Here is an 18,270-nt window from a genome sequence, read left to right on the forward strand (position 1 = left end):
TCAGGCCTTCGTTGCCAGCGCATAGCGTGCGATCTCGATCCCCATCGCCTTTTCGACGACGGGATAAACGGTCGGATCGAGCACGCTTGCCGAGAGCGGAATAATATCCATCGGCACATGCAGGATGAAGACATACATGCCTTCCCGGAGCTGGCCGACGCTGAGTGGCTCGCCCTCCTGGGAAAGCGTAGTGATCACGGCCGGGAAGGTCGCAAGCCGCCCGCCATCCGCATCGTCCACCGCCATGTATTCGTTCATCACATGCAGCATCACCGATTTTCCGCCCGAGCCGACGGTGATCGTGCCGATGTCGAAGGCTTCCTTGGTGTAGACGACCTCCTTCCGGGTGATGATGCCTTCGGCGAGGATATGTCCGCCCGTCGTCTTGCAGATCGCGTCGATAACGGCAGATCCGCCGCGCTTCTGCGCGGCGATGATCGCCTCGCCGAGCGTAAGCGCCATCGAGATGCCGCCGAGTGCTGCATGGCTGCGGACATAGGAGGCTCGGAGCGGATTGCGGCAGCTGGCGATGAAGCCGCCGGATTGGTCGGCAGCGGCGCGCAGCACCGGCGAGATCTTCGCCGTCGCGCCCTTCACCACCAGTTCGATATAACGGTTCTCCGCCCGATTACCGCCGACAGCCGTCTGGATCATCGGCTCGGGCGAACCGGCCATGCCGATCGATCCCATGTCGCCCGTGGGATGCGCGCGGATATCGCCGACCGCGTCGACCACTTTGGTGCCAAGGATCGCCGATGGCAGCCAGCCGTTCAGCGTCGAGGATTTGCCGTTCTGGCCGATGATCAGTCCGGAGAGTTTCTCGCCCAGCGCATCCTGTAGCAATTGCACGGCCTTCACATAGTCGATGCCCTGCATTTCCCAAGGGGTGGTGGAGGCCGGCGCGCCGATCGCGGCTGCGGTGGCGATCCACTCCTCGTCCCGCAACTCGTCGATCGACACCAATTCGGGCTTGCCGACATTGACGGCCGCAAGCCCAAGCATCCGTCCGTGATCGGCCCAGCCGCCGCCGCCGGCGGCATAGACGGAGCCGCCTTTAACCGCAGCTTCCACGTCTTTTTCAACTAGTATGCGTCCCATTCGGCGTCTCCCGGTTCGAGCTTTTGTCCATCTCGCGCACCGCCTCGAAAAGCACAGCGGCGCCGAGCGCGATATCGTCATTGTCAGCCCATTCATCGGCGGAATGGCTGCGGCCTTCCCGGCAGGGCACGAAGATCATCGCTGCCGGCGCCACCTTGGCGATCCAGGCCGTGTCGTGCCCCGCGCCGGAGGCCATCCGCCGATGTTTTGCGCCGACACGCTCGCAGGCAGCCTCCAGGGTCGAGAGCAGCCCGGCATCGCCAGGCGTCGGCAGATTGTCTGAAACCCGGTTCGGCGGACGGATCGTGACGTCGCAGGCGGTGGCGAGCTTTTCGACATGGCCGTCGAGCCAGCGGCAGAAAGCGTCCATATCGGCGCGGATCTCGGCCCGCCCGTCGATCAGGAGCGCCACCTTCGACGGCACGACATTGGCGGCATTCGGCTCGATCCGGAATTCGCCCACCGTCGCCGCGAAGTGCCCCGGCGTTTTGGCCAGCTCGGCGGCGGCATTGCGGATATCGAGCACCAGCTGCGATGCCGCCACCAGCGCATCCGCCCGCCGGTCCATCGGCGTCGTGCCGGCATGGTCGGCCCGCCCCTCGACAGTGATCTCGATGCGGGTAATGCCTGAGATCGCGGTCACGATGCCGATATCCTCCTTCTCGGCTTCGAGCACCGGCCCCTGCTCGATATGAAGCTCGAGAAAGCCTGCGATATCGGGTCTGTTTTGTTGCATCAGCACATCCGGTCGGCCGCCCACCTGCGCGATGCCCTCGGCCAGGTCGCGCCCGTCGCTGACGCGTGAAAGCCAGGCCTCCGGCAACTGCCCGGTCATGCCGCGGCTGCCGATGCAGGACACACCGAAGATGCTCACCTCCTCGGCAAGGAAGTCGACGATCTCAAGGTCGTGGTCGAGCTCGATGTTCTGATCACCAAGCGCGCGCGCCACTTCCAGCGCCGAAGTCACCCCGGCAATGCCGTCGAAGCGGCCGCCGTCCGGCACCGTGTCGGAATGCGAGCCGAGCATGATCGTGCCGAGCCACGGTTTGCGGCCCGTGCGCCGGCCGATCAGATTGCCGGCCGCATCGATCCGCGTTTCAAGCCCCGCCGCCTTCATCCGCGCTTCGATATAGGCCCGGCCTTTCATAAAAAGCGGCGAGAAGGCCCGCCGCGTCCAGGGATGCCCCGGCTCGGTAATCCCGGCCAGCGCCTCGATATCCCCAGCGATCATGTCAGCATTGACGGGAAGATTGCGGCTCATGCGGTGGCTCCTGCAATGGCCTGCCGCGCCAGCGGCCGCACGAAACGACCGATGCCGGGCTCGGCCAGCACCTTTGCGCCTTGGGCGATCTTTTCGCCGCGCAGATAGGTGGCGGAAACGGTCCAAGGCAGGCGGATGCCGTTATAGGGGCTCCAGCCGACGACGTTGTTGCCACTCGCGGAGGCCTCATAGACGCTCTCGTGCGGCTCCAGCACGGTGATGTCGGCATCCCTACCCGGCGTCAGCGCCCCCTTGATGTGGTCGAGCCGGAAATGCCGCGCCGGATTCTCCGCCATCAGCCTTGCTGCCCAGGTCAGCGGAATGCCGCGTTCGATGGCCCCCTTCACGAAAAGCGGCACCATCACCTCGAGGCCGGGAACACCGGATGCGTTGGCGAGCATATCGGGATTGGTTTTGCGGTTTTCTGACCAGCTGACATGATCGGTCGAGACCAGCCAGACATCGCCCTCGGCCACCTTTCGCCAGAGTCTCTCCACCTCGGCGCGCGGCCGTATGGGCGGATTGATCTTCGCCTTGCCGCCCAGTCGCTTCACGTCGCTTTCCTCGTCGAGCGTCAAATAATGGATGCAGCATTCGACAGTGGCCTCAAAACCGTCGCGGCGATAGGCGCGGGCGATATCGTAGCCGCGCCCGAGCGAGCAGTGCACCACATGCGAGGGGCAGCCGGTATTGGCGCCCGTCTCGAAGATCGTGTGCATGGCCAGGAGTTCGGTAATCGCAGGCCGCGACAGCCCGTGCGCCCGCCAGTCGGTGATGCCGCTCGCCTTCACCTGCTCCATATAGGTGCGCACCGCCTCGTCGTCCTCGTTATGGACGCCTGCTGTCAGCCCCGTCGGGGCGATCGCCGCGAAGCAGGCGTCGAGCAGGGCCGGCGGGATGCGCGGAAAACGCTTGGGATCGGTGCCGAAGGTCGAAAACTTGAAGGCCGCAACGCCCGCTTCCACCATTTCGCGGATCCGCGCCGCGCCTTCCTCCGGATCGACCGTGCCGTAAAGCGCAAAGTCGACGCGCGCCTGTGGGCTCGCATGGTCGATCTTCCGCTTCACCGCCGCTGCCGAGCAGACGAGATTGCCCTCGTCGTAGGGCATGTCGACGATCGTTGTCACGCCGCCGGCCGCCGCCGAGCGCGTCGACCAGATGAAATCCTCCTGGTCCTTCTGGGAGAGCGAATGTACCTGCGCGTCGATCGCCCCGGGCAGGATCAGCGCTTTGCCGAGCAGATGCCGTTCGCGCGCCGCAGGCGGCACGCCGAGGCCAGCTTCGGCGATCCTGCCGTCGCGCACGGCGACATAGCCCTGTTCGAGAATGCGGTCAGGCAGCACCACCGTGCCCTGCAGAACGAGATCGAAGTCCATGCCGCTTCCTCCTGTAGAATCAGATCGCTACCGGCTCGTGGCGGATGAGCCGCTCCTCGATGCGCTCCAGCGAGCCGAGCGCGAAAAAATCGTCGAAGGAGGCGATCGGAACCTGTTCGGTCAGTTTCGAGAGGAAGGCATCCGAACCGAGTTCCTCTTCGATTGCCTCCACCTCCGCCGAAAGCGGCCGGTCGACGGTATAGAAATCCGCATGTTTGCGCACGACCTCATAGAGCATGGCCGCCACGCCTTTGGGCTTGTCGCCCAGAATGTCGATCGCCTGGGCGGAGAGCAGGGCTTCGAGCGCGGCGAGGCGCTTCAATGCCCGCATCTGCCGGTCGAAGCGCTCGATGACGAGCGGCAGGAAGGCCGCCTCGTCCTCCAGCCCGGCCGCCACCACCAGCGACTGGGCGGAAACCGGATTGGACATCGACAACACGCGCGAGAAGATCTCGCCGGCAAGCTTGATGATCGGCCCGAAACCGGTGGCGATCCGTCCCGGCGGCACGAGATTGACCGGCAGGTCGCGCCGCTGGCCGTTACCGAGAATGACGCAGCGGTTGAAGGCGTTGCGCGCCGCATGCGCCATGCAGAGCGCTGCCGATTCGAGCAGGATCGTCACATCTAGTGGAAGAGAGCCGCCCGACGTCATCACCCGGCCTTCGACCACGACTGGATTGTCGTCCGAACGTCCGGTGGCGGCAAGGATCTTGTGGCCTGTTGACAGCAGATTTTCGATCACCGCGCCGAACACCTGGGCGATCATGCGCAGGCTGAGCGGATCCTGCACATGTGTCGCGACCGGCCAATCCCAGTCGTCGGAGGCATTGCAGAGCCACGCGCCGATCAACGCCTCGCGCGCCGTGCCGACATGCCGGACCGCCTTCCAGGGATCGCGCGATGCGCCGAGTGCGCCGGCCGCCATCATGGCCGTCGCGAGCAGAACGCGGATCGAGGCCGCGGCGCTGCGCGTCGTTTCCGCGGCCGCCGCAAAGCTCACCGCGTTGACGCTGAGCGAGGCGAGGCTGTCGCGCGGCGCCATCCGCACCGGTTCCAGCCCAGCCGCCCGGAAGGCCTCGGCCGCCTGCATCCGGTTGCCGCGATAGATCGCTTCGCCGACGCCGGTCAGCACCGCGCCGATCTGACCCATGAGGCCGATATCGGCGCAGCCGATCGAGCCGGTGCGGCGCACGACCGGAATGAGATCGGCTTCGAGCATCCTCATATAGGCGTGGACCAGCTCCGGCGTGCAGCCGACCTGGCCGGTCAGCGCCGTATTGACGCGAATTGCCATGGCGTTGCGCACGACATTGCAGGAGAAGGGCGTGCCTGTGCCGAAATGATGGGCGCGCACGAGGCCGAGATTGAAGGTGTCGAGTTCGTCGGCCGACCATTCCACGTCCTTCATCGCGCCGACGCCGGTGGTCGCGCCGTAGACGGGCATGCCGGAAGCGATCGCATCCTCGACGATCTCGCGGGCGATCGCGATGCGGGCCATGCCGGTCGGCGAAGCTGAAATCGCCGCTTTGCCCGCACCGATCGTCACCATTTCGGCAAAACCGAGCGGTCGTCCGGAAAGTTCGATGCCGGGGCGTTCGTGCTGCATGTGCCTATCTCCTAGAACAGGATGACTTTAGGCCGGGTCGGCGCAAGATCTGAATCCTGTTCTAAATTAAAGAGTCAGAGCGCGATGTCGCCCGAAACCGCTCACGCTTTTTCGGCATCAAGCTCCGAACGCGAGACTAAGCGAGCCCTCCCTCGCATGGGATATCCCAAATGTCGAACACTGCATGCTTTCGGCAAGCCGATCAGCTCAGCATCCAGGCAATATAGAAAAGCGTCAATGCGATGACCCAAAGCGCAATCCTGGCCGAGCGGTTATGTCGCGCTTCGGCCTTGCCGATCGCATCCGCCGTCTGCGTGTCGAAACGCAGCCCGTGTTCGCTCATATGCAGAAGCTGGTGGTGGAATTTTTCGGTCTTCGCCGCGATTTCCGGCACGGCTTCGGCGAGCTTGACCGCCGCCTTCAGCCCGTCCTGGAGATCGGTAACGATCCGCTTCGGCCCGAGATTCGTGCGGATCCAGTCGCCGACGACGGGCTCGGAGGCCTTCCACATGTTGAAACGGGGATTGAGCATGCGCGACACGCCCTCGACGACGACCATGGTCTTCTGCAGCATCACCAGCTCCGGCCGCGTCGCCATGTCGAAGAGTTCGGTCACTTCGAACAGCAGTGTCAGGAGCTTGCCCATCGAGATCGTCTCGGCCGGCTGCCCATGGATTGGCTCGCCGATTGCCCGGATTGCCTGGGCGAAACTGTCGACATTGTGGTGGCCGGGTACGTAACCCGCTTCGAAATGCACCTCGGCGACGCGGATATAGTCGCGGGTGATGAAGCCGTAGAGGATTTCGGCAAGGAACCGCCGCTCCTTCTTGCCCAGCCGTCCGACGATGCCCATGTCGACGGCGACGATCATGCCGTCCGCATCGACGAAGAGGTTGCCCGGATGCATGTCGGCATGGAAGAAGCCGTCCCGCAGCGTATGGCGCAGGAACGACTGGATCAGCGTATCGGCAAGCAGATTGAGGTTGTGACCCGCCGCGCGCAGTCCCTCGACATCGGACATTCTTGTGCCGTCGATCCACTCCATGGTGATGACGTCGCGCCCGGTGCGTTCCCAGTCGACCTTCGGTACGCGAAAGCCCGGATCCTTTTCGGTATTCTCGGCGATCTCCGAAAGCGCTGCCGCTTCGAGGCGAAGATCCATCTCCACCTTCGTCGTCTGCTCCAGCGTCTTCGTCACCTCGACCGGCCGCAGCCGCCGGCTGAACGGCAGGAAACGCTCCTGCATATGGGCAACGAGATACATCGCCTCGATGTCATGGGCAAAACGCTGGCGCACGCCGGGCCGCACGATCTTGACGGCCACCTTGTTGCGGCCCTCTGATGTCTCGACTTCAGCCGGATGCACCTGGGCGATCGAGGCGGCGGCGATCGGATCGCCGAAGCTCGCATAGAGCTCGCCGATCGGGCGGCCAAGCGAGCCTTCGATATTGGCCTTGGCGGCGGCCACGGGAAAGAAGGCCATACGGTCCTGAAGCTGCGACAGGTCGTTGGCGAATTCGACGCCGACGACATCCGGCCGCGTCGCCAGGAACTGCCCGATCTTCACATAGGAGGGGCCGAGCCGCTCGACGGCCTGCGCCAACCGGTCGCTGCGCGCAATTGCCATGGCGCGGCTGCGCGCAAACAGGCCGACGAAGGATTTGGCAAGGCTGATCGAAGGCGGCAGACCCTCGGACGGCAACGCCGAGATCACCCCTTCGCGCACAAGAATCCAGCCGACCCGAACGAGCCTGAAATATGCCCCGAAAGTGCTCATGTCCTGTTTGATTCTCGCGCGACGCTATCCGAAAACCGCTCTACATTTTTCGGCGCCATGCGTCAGAGCTTCCAGCCGGAATGCAGTGCGGCGATGCCGCCTGTATAATTGGTATAGGTGACGCGGGAAAAGCCGGCCTGGCGGATCATCGCCGCGAAATTCTCCTGGTTCGGGAATTTGCGGATCGATTCCACCAGATATTGGTAGGGTTCGGCATCGCCGGTGATCGCCTTGCCGAATTGCGGAATGGCATTGAACGACCAGGCGTCGTAGATCTTGTCGAGAAGCGGCATTTCGACTTCGGAAAATTCCAGCACCAGCAGTCGTCCGCCGCGCTTCAACACGCGATAGGCCTCAGACAGCGCGACATCGATCCTCGGCACGTTGCGAATACCGAAAGCGATCGTATAGGCGTCGAAGCTGCCGGCCTCGAAAGGCAGTTCCTCTGCATTGGCCTCGACGAAGGTAAGATTGCCGGAAAGCTTCTTCTTTTCCGCCCGCTCGGCGCCGACGCCGAGCATCGAACCGTTGATGTCGAGCACGGTCGCATGCGCCTGCCGGCCGGAGGCCTCGACGATGCGGAAAGCGATATCGCCCGTGCCGCCGGCAACGTCGAGCACCTTGTAGCCCGGCTCCCTGCGCGGGTTCAGCGCGGAGATCATCGCATCCTTCCAGGCGCGGTGCATGCCCATCGACATGACGTCGTTCATGATGTCGTAGCGCTTGGCGACCTTATGGAACACCTGATTGACGAGGCCCTGTTTCTCGCCGTCAGCCACCTGGCGGAAGCCGTAGGAGGTCTCCATGCCGCCATCGGCGGAAGTGCGGCTTTCTGACATCAGACTGCTCCGTTCCTAAAGATTCGGGCGCAGCGGCCATAGCGAAAGACCGCGCGCGACGTTATCTATGGGCCGCGTTCTCCGCGGCACACTGGCGCTATAGCGCACATCGTCGTCGGTTGAAACACGTTAGATATAGATGGGTTAAGATGCCGGAATTGCCAGAAGTCGAAACGGTCAAACGCGGCCTGGCGCCGGCAATGGAGGGCGCTCGCGTCGCCAGGCTGGAGCTGCGCCGCAAGGACCTGCGCTTTCCCTTTCCGGATGCTTTGGCGGAAAAAGTTTCCGGCCGCACCATCGTCGGCCTCGGCCGCCGCGCCAAATATCTGCTGGTCGATCTCGACGACGGCAACACGCTGGTTTCCCATCTCGGCATGTCCGGCTCCTTCCGCGTCGAGGAAGGGGCGGCCTCCGGCACGCCGGGGCAATTTCACCATGCCCGTTCGAAGGACGAGAAGCACGATCACGTTGTCTTTCATCTCGAAGGCCCGGGCGGCCCGCGCCGCGTCGTCTATAACGATCCACGCCGATTTGGCTTCATGGACATGGTGAGCCGCGCCGAGCTCGCCGCCCACCCCTTCTTCCGCGATCTCGGCCCGGAGCCGACGGGAAACGAACTTGGCGCCGCCTACCTCGCCGAACGCTTCCGCGACAAGGCGCAGCCGCTGAAGAGCGCGCTTCTCGACCAGAAGAATATTGCCGGCCTCGGCAATATATATGTGTGCGAGGCGCTGTGGCGTTCGCACCTGTCGCCGATCCGCGCCGCCGGTACGCTGGTGACAACGGGCGGCAGGCCAAGGGAACAGCTGAACCTGCTCGTTGCCTCGATCCGCGACGTTATCGCCGATGCGATCGCTGCTGGTGGATCGTCGCTGCGCGACCATATCCAGACAGACGGATCGCTCGGATATTTCCAGCATTCCTTCTCCGTCTATGATCGCGAAGGTCAGGCTTGCGGCACGTCAGGCTGCGGCGGTACGGTTGCCCGCATCGTTCAGGCGGGCCGCTCCACCTTCTATTGCGCCACCTGCCAGAAGTAACAGTGAGAACCGGGAGAACAGCATGGCCTACAAGACCCTGATCGTCGAAACCCGAGGCAATGTCGGCCTCGTCACGCTGAACCGTCCGCAGGCGCTGAACGCACTGAACTCCACCGTGCTGAAGGAATTGAAGGAGGCCTATGCCGCTTTCCACGCCGACGAGGCGATCGGCGCCATCGTGCTCACCGGCTCCGAGCGCGCTTTCGCCGCCGGCGCCGATATCAAGGAGATGCAGTCGCTTCAGTTCGCCGATATCTATAAGAGTGATTTCATCAGTGGTTGGGATGATGTCGCCAAGGTGCGCAAGCCTGTCATCGCCGCCGTCAGCGGTTTTGCGCTCGGCGGCGGCTGCGAGCTCGCCATGATGTGCGATTTCATCATCGCCTCGGAGACGGCGAAATTCGGCCAGCCGGAAATCACCCTCGGCGTCATTCCCGGCATGGGCGGCTCGCAGCGGCTGACGCGTGCCGTCGGCAAGGCGAAGGCGATGGATCTTATCCTGACCGGCCGCATGATGGATGCGGCCGAGGCCGAACGATCGGGACTCGTTTCGCGTGTGGTGCCGCCGGAGCGTCTCATCGACGAGGCGCTGGCGGCTGCCGAAAAGATCGCTTCGCTTTCGCGCCCCTCAGTCATGATGGCCAAGGAGGCGGTCAATCGCGCATTCGAGACGACGCTGGAAGAGGGGCTGCGGTTCGAGCGCCGCCTGTTTCACAGTCTCTTTGCCACCGACGACCAGAAGGAAGGGATGGCTGCCTTCGTCGAGAAGCGCAAACCTGCCTTTACGCATCGTTGAAAGCTTTTAGGCGCTTCCGGCTGGAAAGCTTGAAAATCCGCGTTGACGTGGGCCGGCTTTAGAGTTATATGCCCGCCCACGGTTCGGAAAGCCGGTCTGGTTTTCCGCGATTGCTCCCGCATTGCTGGATTTGGTGGCCGCAGGGCCCGCGGTGATGGCGGAGTTTATTCGAATTCTTGAGAGAGGCATCCATGGCCAATACAACTTCGGCGAAAAAAGCGACCCGCAAGATCGCCCGCCGTACCGACGTCAATAAGGCTCGTCGCTCGCGCGTTCGTACTTTCGTTCGCCAGGTCGAAGAGGCTATCGCATCCGGTGACGCCGCCAAGGCGAAGGCAGCTTTCCTGGCAGCTCAGCCGGAACTTGCTCGCGCCGCGAGCAAGGGTGTACTTCACTCCAACACGGCATCGCGCAAGGTCTCGCGCCTGGCTGCTCGTGTGAAGGCGCTTTCGGTCTCCGCGACCGCGTAATATTTCATTAACGACCGCTTCGTTATGATTAGCCCGGTAATTTTACCGGGCTTTTTCGATTCCGCCGACAGGCCTTGGCATGGTTAATCTCACGACTGTTTCGTGTCAGTGCCATGACAGGAAATATTTTTTAAAAACAATGACTTGCGCAAGGATGCTTTCACGCCGCGCGACTCTGCCCCGAGCTTCCGGGGCCATGGGCGAGTCAAGAAGATTTTTATTTTTTTTCTTTCCATGCGTGTCGAAATAGCCCGAAAGGGGAATCTCCTTGATTCAACAGCGATTCTTTTTTGACGCTGGTGTGACGCCCGAAAAGGGCGGGTGGAGTCAATGCCCGCTTCTTAATTTTGCGTAAAATTCATCGTTGATCTTGCCTTTTGATCCTGCCTAAATGGCTTCCAACAAAGGGCGCGGACATCACCTGCAGAGGCTCGGTCTTAACTGCCACGTCGGCAGGGCGATACGTCTGTAACCTTTGTTACGGAGCCATGCGCTTCCGTTTTTTCAAGCACTTGACGGATTTGGGCCGTAACGTGGCTGTTACGGAACGGGGATGTTTTGTGCCTTCAGCGGCCACACGTTTAAGGCGAGGTCGCCGGAGAGGGATAAGTAATATTGCGTTCGGGCTGGTCGGCCGAAAACGAGGATCGACTGCCAGCCTGGCACGGAAAGCCGATGAAGGTTGCTGCATGAGCGCGGTGCCTGCAACGGAATTCTGCGCCGGTCCCTTTTGGGGACATTGTTTGAGTGAACCGGCAGGTGAGCGGCTCATGAGGATGCCGTCAGCCCGCCAAAGCGGGGAATAGTCGGGCGGCTGTTAGCGGTTGCCGCCCGATGGAATTGAAAGGCGGCATTATGCAGATGAATACGATGACGACGGGCGGGCTCGACAATGGGGATGCGGCACCGCAGGCGTTCGGCTCCATTCGCCTGGAAGCAGGAGAAGCAAAGGCGGAAATGAAGCAAAACGTATTGTTTGAGCGCGTCAGTGCGCGCTTGAAGGCTCAAGTCGGTCCCGACGTCTATGCCAGCTGGTTTGCAAGGCTGAAGCTGCATTCGGTATCGAAGAGCGTGGTTCGCCTTTCGGTTCCCACGACCTTCCTGAAGTCGTGGATCAACAATCGTTATCTCGATCTCATCACCGGCCTGTTCCAGGCCGAAGATCCGGAAATTCTCAAAATCGAAATCCTGGTTCGCACGGCAACGCGCAGCGGCGTGAAGGCACTCGACGAGGTGGCAACGCCCGAGCCCGTCGCTCCCTCGCAGATGCGCCGCCCAGCAACCGCTCAGCCGGCCGGTCAGGCCATTCAGCAGGCGGTGTCGGCCGTAGCCGCGGCAAGGCCCGCAAGCTTCGGTTCACCGCTCTTCGGTTCGCCGCTCGATAGCCGCTTCACCTTCGACACTTTCGTGGAAGGCAGCTCGAACCGCGTCGCCCTTGCGGCTGCAAAGACGATCGCGGAGGCCGGTTCCGGCGCTGTGCGCTTCAATCCGCTCTTCATCCATTCGGCGGTCGGTCTCGGCAAGACCCACCTGCTGCAGGCGATTGCCAATGCCGCGGTGCAGAACCCGCGGGCCCTGCGTGTCGTCTATCTGACGGCCGAATATTTCATGTGGCGTTTCGCCACCGCGATCCGCGACAATGATGCGCTGACGCTGAAGGATTCCCTGCGCAACATCGACCTGCTGATAATCGACGACATGCAGTTCCTGCAGGGCAAGATGATCCAGCATGAATTCTGTCATCTCCTGAACATGCTGCTCGACAGCGCCAAGCAGGTGGTCGTCGCCGCCGACCGCGCGCCCTGGGAACTGGAGTCGCTCGACCCCCGCGTCCGCTCGCGCCTGCAGGGCGGTGTCGCGATCGAATTCGACGCGCCGGATTACGAGATGCGCCTCGAAATCCTCAAGCGCCGCCTTGCCGCGGCCCGGCTCGAAGATCCGTCGCTGGAAATTCCCGCCGAACTGCTGCAGCACGTCGCCCGTAACGTCACGGCCAGCGGCCGCGAACTCGAAGGCGCCTTTAACCAGCTGATCTTCCGCCGCTCCTTCGAGCCGAACCTGTCGATCGAGCGCGTGGACGAGTTGCTCGCCCATCTCGTCGGCTCCGGCGAGCCGCGCCGCGTGCGTATCGAGGATATCCAGCGCATCGTCGCAAGGCACTACAACGTCTCGCGCCAGGAACTGGTCTCGAACCGCCGCACCCGCGTGATCGTCAAGCCGCGCCAGATCGCCATGTATCTGTCGAAGACGCTGACGCCGCGCTCCTTCCCTGAGATCGGCCGCCGTTTCGGCGGGCGCGATCACACCACCGTGCTGCATGCCGTGCGCAAGATCGAGGAGCTGATTGCGGGAGACACCAAGCTTTCGCACGAAGTCGAGCTTCTGAAGCGGCTGATCAACGAATAATCGGCGGACCTGGCAGGAAATTTGACGGCCGGAGCGATTCCGGCCGTTTTCCTTTATAAGCTTTTTATTCTATACCTCCGGCACATCCGAAGCATGCCGCCCGAAAGCGCTCATCGATTTCGGGCCAGATGCGGCGGACAAGGACGAAAGCGCCGAAGAGGGCGCATGGGAGGTAATGAATGAGTTTTGAAAAGATCGCCGTTCTCGGCCTGGGTAAGGTCGGACGGCTGGCGGCAACGCTTTTGCATGAAGGCGGCTTCGAGGTCATCGGCGTCGATGCGCAACTGCCTTTGGGCGAGCTTCCCTTCAAGTGCCGCAGAGCCGATATTTCCGATCATCAGGTGATCGGCGAACTGCTCTCGAATGTCGAGGCAGTGCTGTCCTGCCTGCCCTATCATCTGAACATCGAGTTGGCGCGCGCCGCCCATCTTGCCGGCATTCATTATTTCGACCTGACGGAAGACGTTCCCACCACCAATTTCATCATCGAGCTGTCGAAGACCGCCCGGGGCCTGATGGCGCCGCAATGCGGCCTGGCGCCCGGTTTCGTCGGCATCGTCGGTGCAAGCCTTGCCGACGGCTTCGATCGCTGCCGCTCGATCCGCATGCGCGTCGGCGCTTTGCCGCAGCATCCGACCGGACTTCTCGGCTATGCCTTCAACTGGTCGCCGGAAGGCGTCGTCAACGAATACCTGAACGATTGCGAAGTCATCGAGGGCGGCGTGCGCAAGCTTGTCTCGCCGATGGAATGGCACGAGACCGTCTATGTCGGCGGCGTCAAGCTCGAAGCCTTCACGACGTCGGGCGGCCTTGGCACCATGTGCGACACCATGCTCGGCAAGATCGATAATCTTGACTACAAGACGATGCGCTATCCCGGACATATGGAGTTGATGAATTTCTTCTTCCATGAGCTCTTGATGCGCGACAAGCGCAAGCTCGCCGGCGAGATCCTGACCAATGCCAAGCCGCCGGTCGAAGACGATGTCGTCTATGTCCATGTCGCAGCCGAAGGCACCGAGAATGGCAGCCTGCGCCGCAAGGAGTTCGTGCGCGCCTATTATCCGATCGAGATCGCCGGTGCGCGCCGCACGGCAATTGCTTGGACGACGTCGGCTTCCGTCGTCGCCGTCATCGAGATGGTCCGCGACGGCCTGCTGCCGGCAACCGGCTTCCTGCACCAGGAGCATATTCCGCTCGATATGTTCCTGAAGACGCCGACCGGCAGCCTCTTCAAGGCGGGCGCCACTAGCCACCGCTGAGAAACGATTTCCCGCGCGGCAGTGATGTCGATCACGCCGCGCGGGAATGAACTCATCATATGGATGTCAGCAGGCGAGATCGGCAACGACGGAATCGAGGATCAGCATGCCGGATGGCGTGCAGCGCAGGCGTGAATTGCCGATCCGCTCGATGAACTTGTGTTCGAGCAGGAATTCTTCGCGTTTCGGGTCGAGCTCTCGGCCCGAAAGCTGCTGCCAGCGGGCAAGATCGACGCCTTCCCGGAGCCGCAGCCCCATCAGCAGCAGCTCGTCGGACTGTTCCTCGTAGCCGAGCCGCTCTTCGTCGAGAATGCCGTGGCCGTCGAGCTCGACCATGTCGAGCCAGGCTTCTGGTTTGCGCTCGGTGGCGGTCGCGATCTTCTCGGGGCCGCGTGTCAGCCGGCCGTGCGCGCCCGGGCCGATGCCGGCATAATCACCGTAGCGCCAATAGGTCAGGTTGTGCCGGCTTTCGGCACCCGGCCGGGCGTGGTTGGAGACCTCGTAGGCCGGCATGCCCTCACGCGCCGTAATCTCCTGCGTCGCCTCGTAGAGCAGCGCCGACTGCTCGCCGTCCGGCACCACGAGCTTGCCGGCTTTGTGCAGGCCGTAGAAGGGCGTGCCTTCCTCGATGGTCAACTGATAGAGGGAGAGATGGTCGACTGCATAGGAGATCGCCTCCTTCAGTTCCCTTTCCCAATCCTCGACCGTCTGATTCGGCCGGGCATAGATCAGGTCGAAGGACATGCGCGGGAAGATCTCGCGCGCCAGCCGGATCGCCTTCAACGCATCGGCAACGTCATGCAGTCGGCCGAGGAATTTGAGATCCCGGTCGTTCAGCGCCTGCACGCCGAGCGAGACGCGATTGACGCCGGCTGCCCGATAGCTGCGGAAGCGATCGGCCTCGACGCTCGAAGGGTTGGCCTCCATGGTAATCTCGATGCCGTCGGGCACATGCCAATGCCGCGCAATGCCGTCGAGAACGGCGGAAACCGTTTCCGGCTTCATCAGCGAGGGTGTGCCGCCGCCGAGGAAGATGCTCGTCACCGTCTTCGGTCCGCTCATCGCCCTGATCGCCGCCATTTCTTTCAGGAAGGCAGCCGCGAAGCGCTCCTGGTCCACCGGCTGATGGCGCACATGGCTGTTGAAGTCGCAGTAGGGGCATTTCGCCGCGCAGAAGGGCCAATGCACGTAGACGCCGAAGCCGGGCTCACCGGTATCGGGCAAAAGGGCCGCATCGCGCAAGAGGCTTGGCATCTCGATATCGTCCACGAACCGACCTTACGCTTCCAGGCAGGTTTCGACAAAGAGTTTGAAGGCGCGCGCCCGGTGCGACAGCGCCTGCGGCTCGCCGATTTTCCAGCCGTGTTTTTCCTCGCCGCTCATCTCGCCGAAGGTGATGTCGTAACCCTTGGGCTGGAAGACGGGGTCGTAACCGAAGCCCTGGGTCCCGCGCGGCGGCCAGGCGACGCTGCCTTCCACCTCGCCGCGGAACAGTTCCGTGTGGCCATCAGGCCAGGCGAGGCAGAGCACGCTGACGAAACGCGCCGTGCGCTGTTCCGGCTTCGTCGCACCCGCACCCTGCAGCGCCTTTTCCACCTTTGCCATCGCCATGTCGAAATCGCGCGTGCCGTCTGATGTCTCCGCCCAGTTGGCGGTATAGACACCGGGATCGCCGCCGAGTGCGTCGATCACCAGCCCGGAATCATCCGAAAGCGCCGGCATGCCGGCGGCATTGGCCGAGGCGACCGCCTTGATCGTCGCATTCTCCTCGAAGGTGGTGCCGGTCTCGTCAGGTTCGACGAAATTCAGCTCCGCCGCCGATTTGGCGGTGAAGCCGAGCGGCCCGATCAACTCCTGGATCTCGCGGATCTTGCCGGCATTGTGGCTGGCGACGACGATGGTCTTGGTTTCGAGCTTGCGCATTCAGATATCCTGTTCGATGCCCCAGATTTTAGGCTCCGCGCATTCCAGGCTGTTGCCGGCCGGATCGCGGAAATAGATCGAGCGACCGCCGTTCGGCCAGCGCACTTCGGATTCGATCGCCACACCGGCCGCTGTCAGCCTGGCGGCGATGGCGTCGATATTGCGGCCGGAGACCCGGAAACAGGCATGGCCCTCGCCGGTCATGCCGTGTGGCGGTACCTGCAGCGCGTCCGGCGCCGGCGGCTTTACCGTTTCCTCAGGATTGAAGATCAGCAGAACGCCAGGCCCGCAGAGGAAGAAAACATGCCGGTTGCCGGCGCGCGTGATCTTTTCGAGCCCGAGAACGTTTTCGTAGAACGTCTCGGCCTCATCGAGATTCCGCGCATAGAGCGCCGTTTCCAACATGCCTTCCAGCATGGGCTTCATCCCGTGACGGCCTCTTTCTGCAGGGCGACGAGTTCGCCGATGCCGTTCTTGGCAAGATGCATCAGCGAGGTGAATTCTTCTTCGCTGAATGGCGTGCCTTCCGCCGTACCCTGGATCTCGACGATCCCGCCAGCGCCGGTCATCACGAAGTTCGCATCAGTCTCGGCCGAGGAATCCTCGAGATAGTCGAGATCGATCACCGGCTGGCTGGCGAAGATGCCGCAGGAGATGGCGGCGACATGATCCTTCAGGACCCGGTCGACCTTGATCATATTGCGGCTTTCCATCCATTTCAGGCAGTCGTAAAGCGCGATCCAGCCGCCGGTGATCGAGGCCGTTCGCGTGCCGCCATCGGCCTGGATGACGTCACAATCGAGCGTGATCTGCCGTTCGCCGAGCGCCTGCAGATCGACGACAGCGCGGAGCGACCGGCCGATCAGCCGCTGGATTTCCTGGGTGCGGCCGCCCTGCTTGCCGGCTGCGGCTTCGCGCTTCATCCGCTCGCCGGTCGCCCGCGGCAGCATGCCGTATTCGGCCGTGACCCAGCCCTTGCCGGTATTCCGCAGCCACGGCGGCGTCTTTTCTTCGAGGCTTGCCGTGCAGAGCACATGCGTATCGCCGAATTTCACCAGGCAGGAGCCTTCCGCATGCTTGGAAAAGTTGCGCTCGAACGAGACCTTGCGCATCTGGTCGGTTTTTCTGCCTGAAGGCCGCATTACTATCTCCTGGAGTTGCTGGACCGCTTCTACGATTGGCCGCGCCCATTTGCAAATTCCCTTTTGCCACGGGTGCGAGTTTGACTATATTTTGAAAAGCATCATCAGCGTGGGTTCGGGAAGTTCATGGGCATCAGGTCGACGTCGGTTTCGGATGCCGTTGCTGCGCTGGATGAGCGATCCAGGGAGATTTTTCGCCGCATCGTCGAAGGTTATCTCGAAAGCGGCGAACCGCTCGGCTCGCGCAATCTGTCACGCCTTCTGCCGATGTCGCTCTCGCCAGCCTCCGTGCGCAACGTCATGAGCGATCTCGAAGAGCTCGGCCTGATCTATTCCCCGCATGTCAGCGCCGGCCGGCTGCCGACCCAGATAGGCCTGCGCTTCTTCGTCGATGCCTTCATGCAGATCGGCGATCTCTCGGCCGAGGAGCGTGCCAATATCGATCGCCAGGTGCGGGCCGAAAGCGGCGGCAATCCTGTTGAATCGATGATGAACGAAGCCAGTCGCATGCTGTCGGGCATCTCGCGCGGCGCGGGCCTCGTCATCACCTCGAAAAGCGATCCGGTGCTGAAACATGTCGAGTTCATCCGCCTCGAACCGACCAAGGCGCTGGCCGTGCTCGTCGGCGATCACGATCAGGTGGAAAATCGTATCATCGAGCTGCCGGCGGGCGTCACTTCCTCGCAGCTGGCGGAGGCGGCGAATTTCCTCAATGCCCATATGTCCGGCCAGACCCTGCCGGAGCTGCGCAAGCAATTGAGCCGGCTGAAGGACGACGTCCGCCACGAGCTCGATGCGCTGTCGCGCGATCTCGTCGAACGCGGCATCGCCGTGTGGGCCGGCAGCCCGGACGAGGGCAAGCCCGCTCAACTGATCATCCGCGGCCGCGCCAACCTGCTGGAAGGCCTTGCCGGCGCCGAGGATCTGGACCGGCTGCGCCTGCTGTTCGACGACCTTGAGAAGAAGGACAGTCTGATAGAGATCCTTAACCTGGCTGAGAGCGGTTCGGGCGTGCGCATCTTCATCGGCTCGGAAAACAAGCTCTTCTCGCTTTCCGGCTCATCGCTCATCGTTGCACCCTATCGTGACGAGGACGATCGGATCGTCGGCGCCGTCGGCGTCATCGGCCCGACGCGGCTCAATTATTCCCGCATCGTGCCCATGGTGGATTACACCGCCCAGCTCGTTTCCCGCCTTTCGCGCAATCCGCTGTGACCCCGCCGTTGTTAAAGACGCGGAATTTTCGGTTCTTTGTCACGCAGACTTGATTTTTT

Annotated in this window: 16 protein-coding genes; 6 read left to right on the top strand and 10 right to left on the bottom strand. The window is 62.6% G+C overall.

Features of this window, described 5'->3' with window-relative positions; genetic code table 11:
- From ertC to ubiE, 6 genes are all read right to left on the bottom strand, one after another.
- Positions 1–1,098: a thiohydantoin desulfurase gene (gene ertC / locus EFD55_RS00520; protein ID WP_125841942.1), complete on the bottom strand. Its 1,098-nt coding sequence runs from the start codon at positions 1,096–1,098 to the stop codon at positions 1–3.
- Positions 1,079–2,359 (bottom strand): Zn-dependent hydrolase, encoded by a 1,281-nt coding sequence (locus tag EFD55_RS00525; RefSeq protein WP_125841944.1) that lies wholly within the window; start codon positions 2,357–2,359, stop codon positions 1,079–1,081. The genes ertC and EFD55_RS00525 overlap by 20 nt, the downstream gene beginning before the upstream one ends.
- Complete coding sequence (gene ertD / locus EFD55_RS00530; RefSeq protein ID WP_125841946.1) at positions 2,356–3,735, bottom strand: hydantoin-5-propionate amidohydrolase; 1,380 nt, start codon at positions 3,733–3,735, stop codon at positions 2,356–2,358. The genes EFD55_RS00525 and ertD overlap by 4 nt, the downstream gene beginning before the upstream one ends.
- Positions 3,736–3,754: 19 nt before the next feature.
- On the bottom strand, positions 3,755–5,341 hold the full coding sequence (locus EFD55_RS00535; protein ID WP_125841948.1) for an aromatic amino acid lyase: 1,587 nt from the start codon (positions 5,339–5,341) through the stop codon (positions 3,755–3,757).
- A gap of 202 nt (positions 5,342–5,543) precedes the next feature.
- The gene (gene ubiB, locus EFD55_RS00540) at positions 5,544–7,118 is read right to left on the bottom strand and encodes a 2-polyprenylphenol 6-hydroxylase (RefSeq protein WP_125841950.1); all 1,575 of its coding nucleotides are present in this window, start codon (positions 7,116–7,118) and stop codon (positions 5,544–5,546) included.
- A 62-nt stretch (positions 7,119–7,180) separates the two neighbouring features.
- The gene (gene ubiE, locus EFD55_RS00545; RefSeq protein WP_125841952.1) at positions 7,181–7,957 is read right to left on the bottom strand and encodes a bifunctional demethylmenaquinone methyltransferase/2-methoxy-6-polyprenyl-1,4-benzoquinol methylase UbiE; all 777 of its coding nucleotides are present in this window, start codon (positions 7,955–7,957) and stop codon (positions 7,181–7,183) included.
- Positions 7,958–8,106: 149 nt separating this feature from the next.
- Here ubiE and mutM point away from each other — a divergent pair, with 149 nt between their 5' ends.
- From mutM to EFD55_RS00570, 5 genes are all read left to right on the top strand, one after another.
- Positions 8,107–8,997 carry a bifunctional DNA-formamidopyrimidine glycosylase/DNA-(apurinic or apyrimidinic site) lyase gene (mutM, locus tag EFD55_RS00550; RefSeq protein ID WP_125841954.1) on the top strand — a complete coding sequence of 297 codons (891 nt, stop codon included), beginning with the start codon at positions 8,107–8,109 and terminating at the stop codon, positions 8,995–8,997.
- Between the two features lie 22 nt (positions 8,998–9,019).
- Positions 9,020–9,793 (top strand): enoyl-CoA hydratase, encoded by a 774-nt coding sequence (locus tag EFD55_RS00555; RefSeq protein WP_125841956.1) that lies wholly within the window; start codon positions 9,020–9,022, stop codon positions 9,791–9,793.
- Positions 9,794–9,984: 191 nt separating this feature from the next.
- Positions 9,985–10,263, top strand: coding sequence for a 30S ribosomal protein S20 (gene rpsT / locus EFD55_RS00560; protein ID WP_125841958.1), 279 nt, complete (start codon positions 9,985–9,987; stop codon positions 10,261–10,263).
- An 855-nt stretch (positions 10,264–11,118) separates the two neighbouring features.
- On the top strand, positions 11,119–12,669 hold the full coding sequence (gene dnaA / locus EFD55_RS00565) for a chromosomal replication initiator protein DnaA (RefSeq protein WP_125841961.1): 1,551 nt from the start codon (positions 11,119–11,121) through the stop codon (positions 12,667–12,669).
- A gap of 179 nt (positions 12,670–12,848) precedes the next feature.
- Complete coding sequence (locus EFD55_RS00570; RefSeq protein WP_125841963.1) at positions 12,849–13,931, top strand: saccharopine dehydrogenase family protein; 1,083 nt, start codon at positions 12,849–12,851, stop codon at positions 13,929–13,931.
- A 66-nt stretch (positions 13,932–13,997) separates the two neighbouring features.
- On the opposite strand, the gene hemW is transcribed toward EFD55_RS00570, so the two are convergent.
- From hemW to rph, 4 genes are read right to left on the bottom strand one after another with little or no spacing between them, the layout of a single operon-like run.
- On the bottom strand, positions 13,998–15,185 hold the full coding sequence (hemW, locus tag EFD55_RS00575; RefSeq protein ID WP_210276029.1) for a radical SAM family heme chaperone HemW: 1,188 nt from the start codon (positions 15,183–15,185) through the stop codon (positions 13,998–14,000).
- Between the two features lie 24 nt (positions 15,186–15,209).
- On the bottom strand, positions 15,210–15,854 hold the full coding sequence (gene rdgB, locus EFD55_RS00580; RefSeq protein ID WP_125841967.1) for an RdgB/HAM1 family non-canonical purine NTP pyrophosphatase: 645 nt from the start codon (positions 15,852–15,854) through the stop codon (positions 15,210–15,212).
- Positions 15,855–16,280 carry a VOC family protein gene (locus tag EFD55_RS00585; protein WP_125841969.1) on the bottom strand — a complete coding sequence of 142 codons (426 nt, stop codon included), beginning with the start codon at positions 16,278–16,280 and terminating at the stop codon, positions 15,855–15,857. It abuts the gene before it with no gap.
- On the bottom strand, positions 16,277–16,996 hold the full coding sequence (gene rph, locus EFD55_RS00590; protein WP_125841971.1) for a ribonuclease PH: 720 nt from the start codon (positions 16,994–16,996) through the stop codon (positions 16,277–16,279). Before rph ends, EFD55_RS00585 begins: the two co-directional genes overlap by 4 nt.
- 126 nt (positions 16,997–17,122) lie before the next feature.
- Between rph and hrcA the strand changes: the two genes are divergently transcribed.
- A complete protein-coding gene (hrcA, locus tag EFD55_RS00595) occupies positions 17,123–18,211 on the top strand; it encodes a heat-inducible transcriptional repressor HrcA (RefSeq protein ID WP_125841973.1) in 1,089 nt (362 codons plus the stop codon).
- The last annotated feature ends 59 nt before the right edge of the window (positions 18,212–18,270 follow it).

The organism is Rhizobium pisi, assembly GCF_003938655.1.
Taxonomy (GTDB): domain Bacteria; phylum Pseudomonadota; class Alphaproteobacteria; order Rhizobiales; family Rhizobiaceae; genus Rhizobium; species Rhizobium pisi.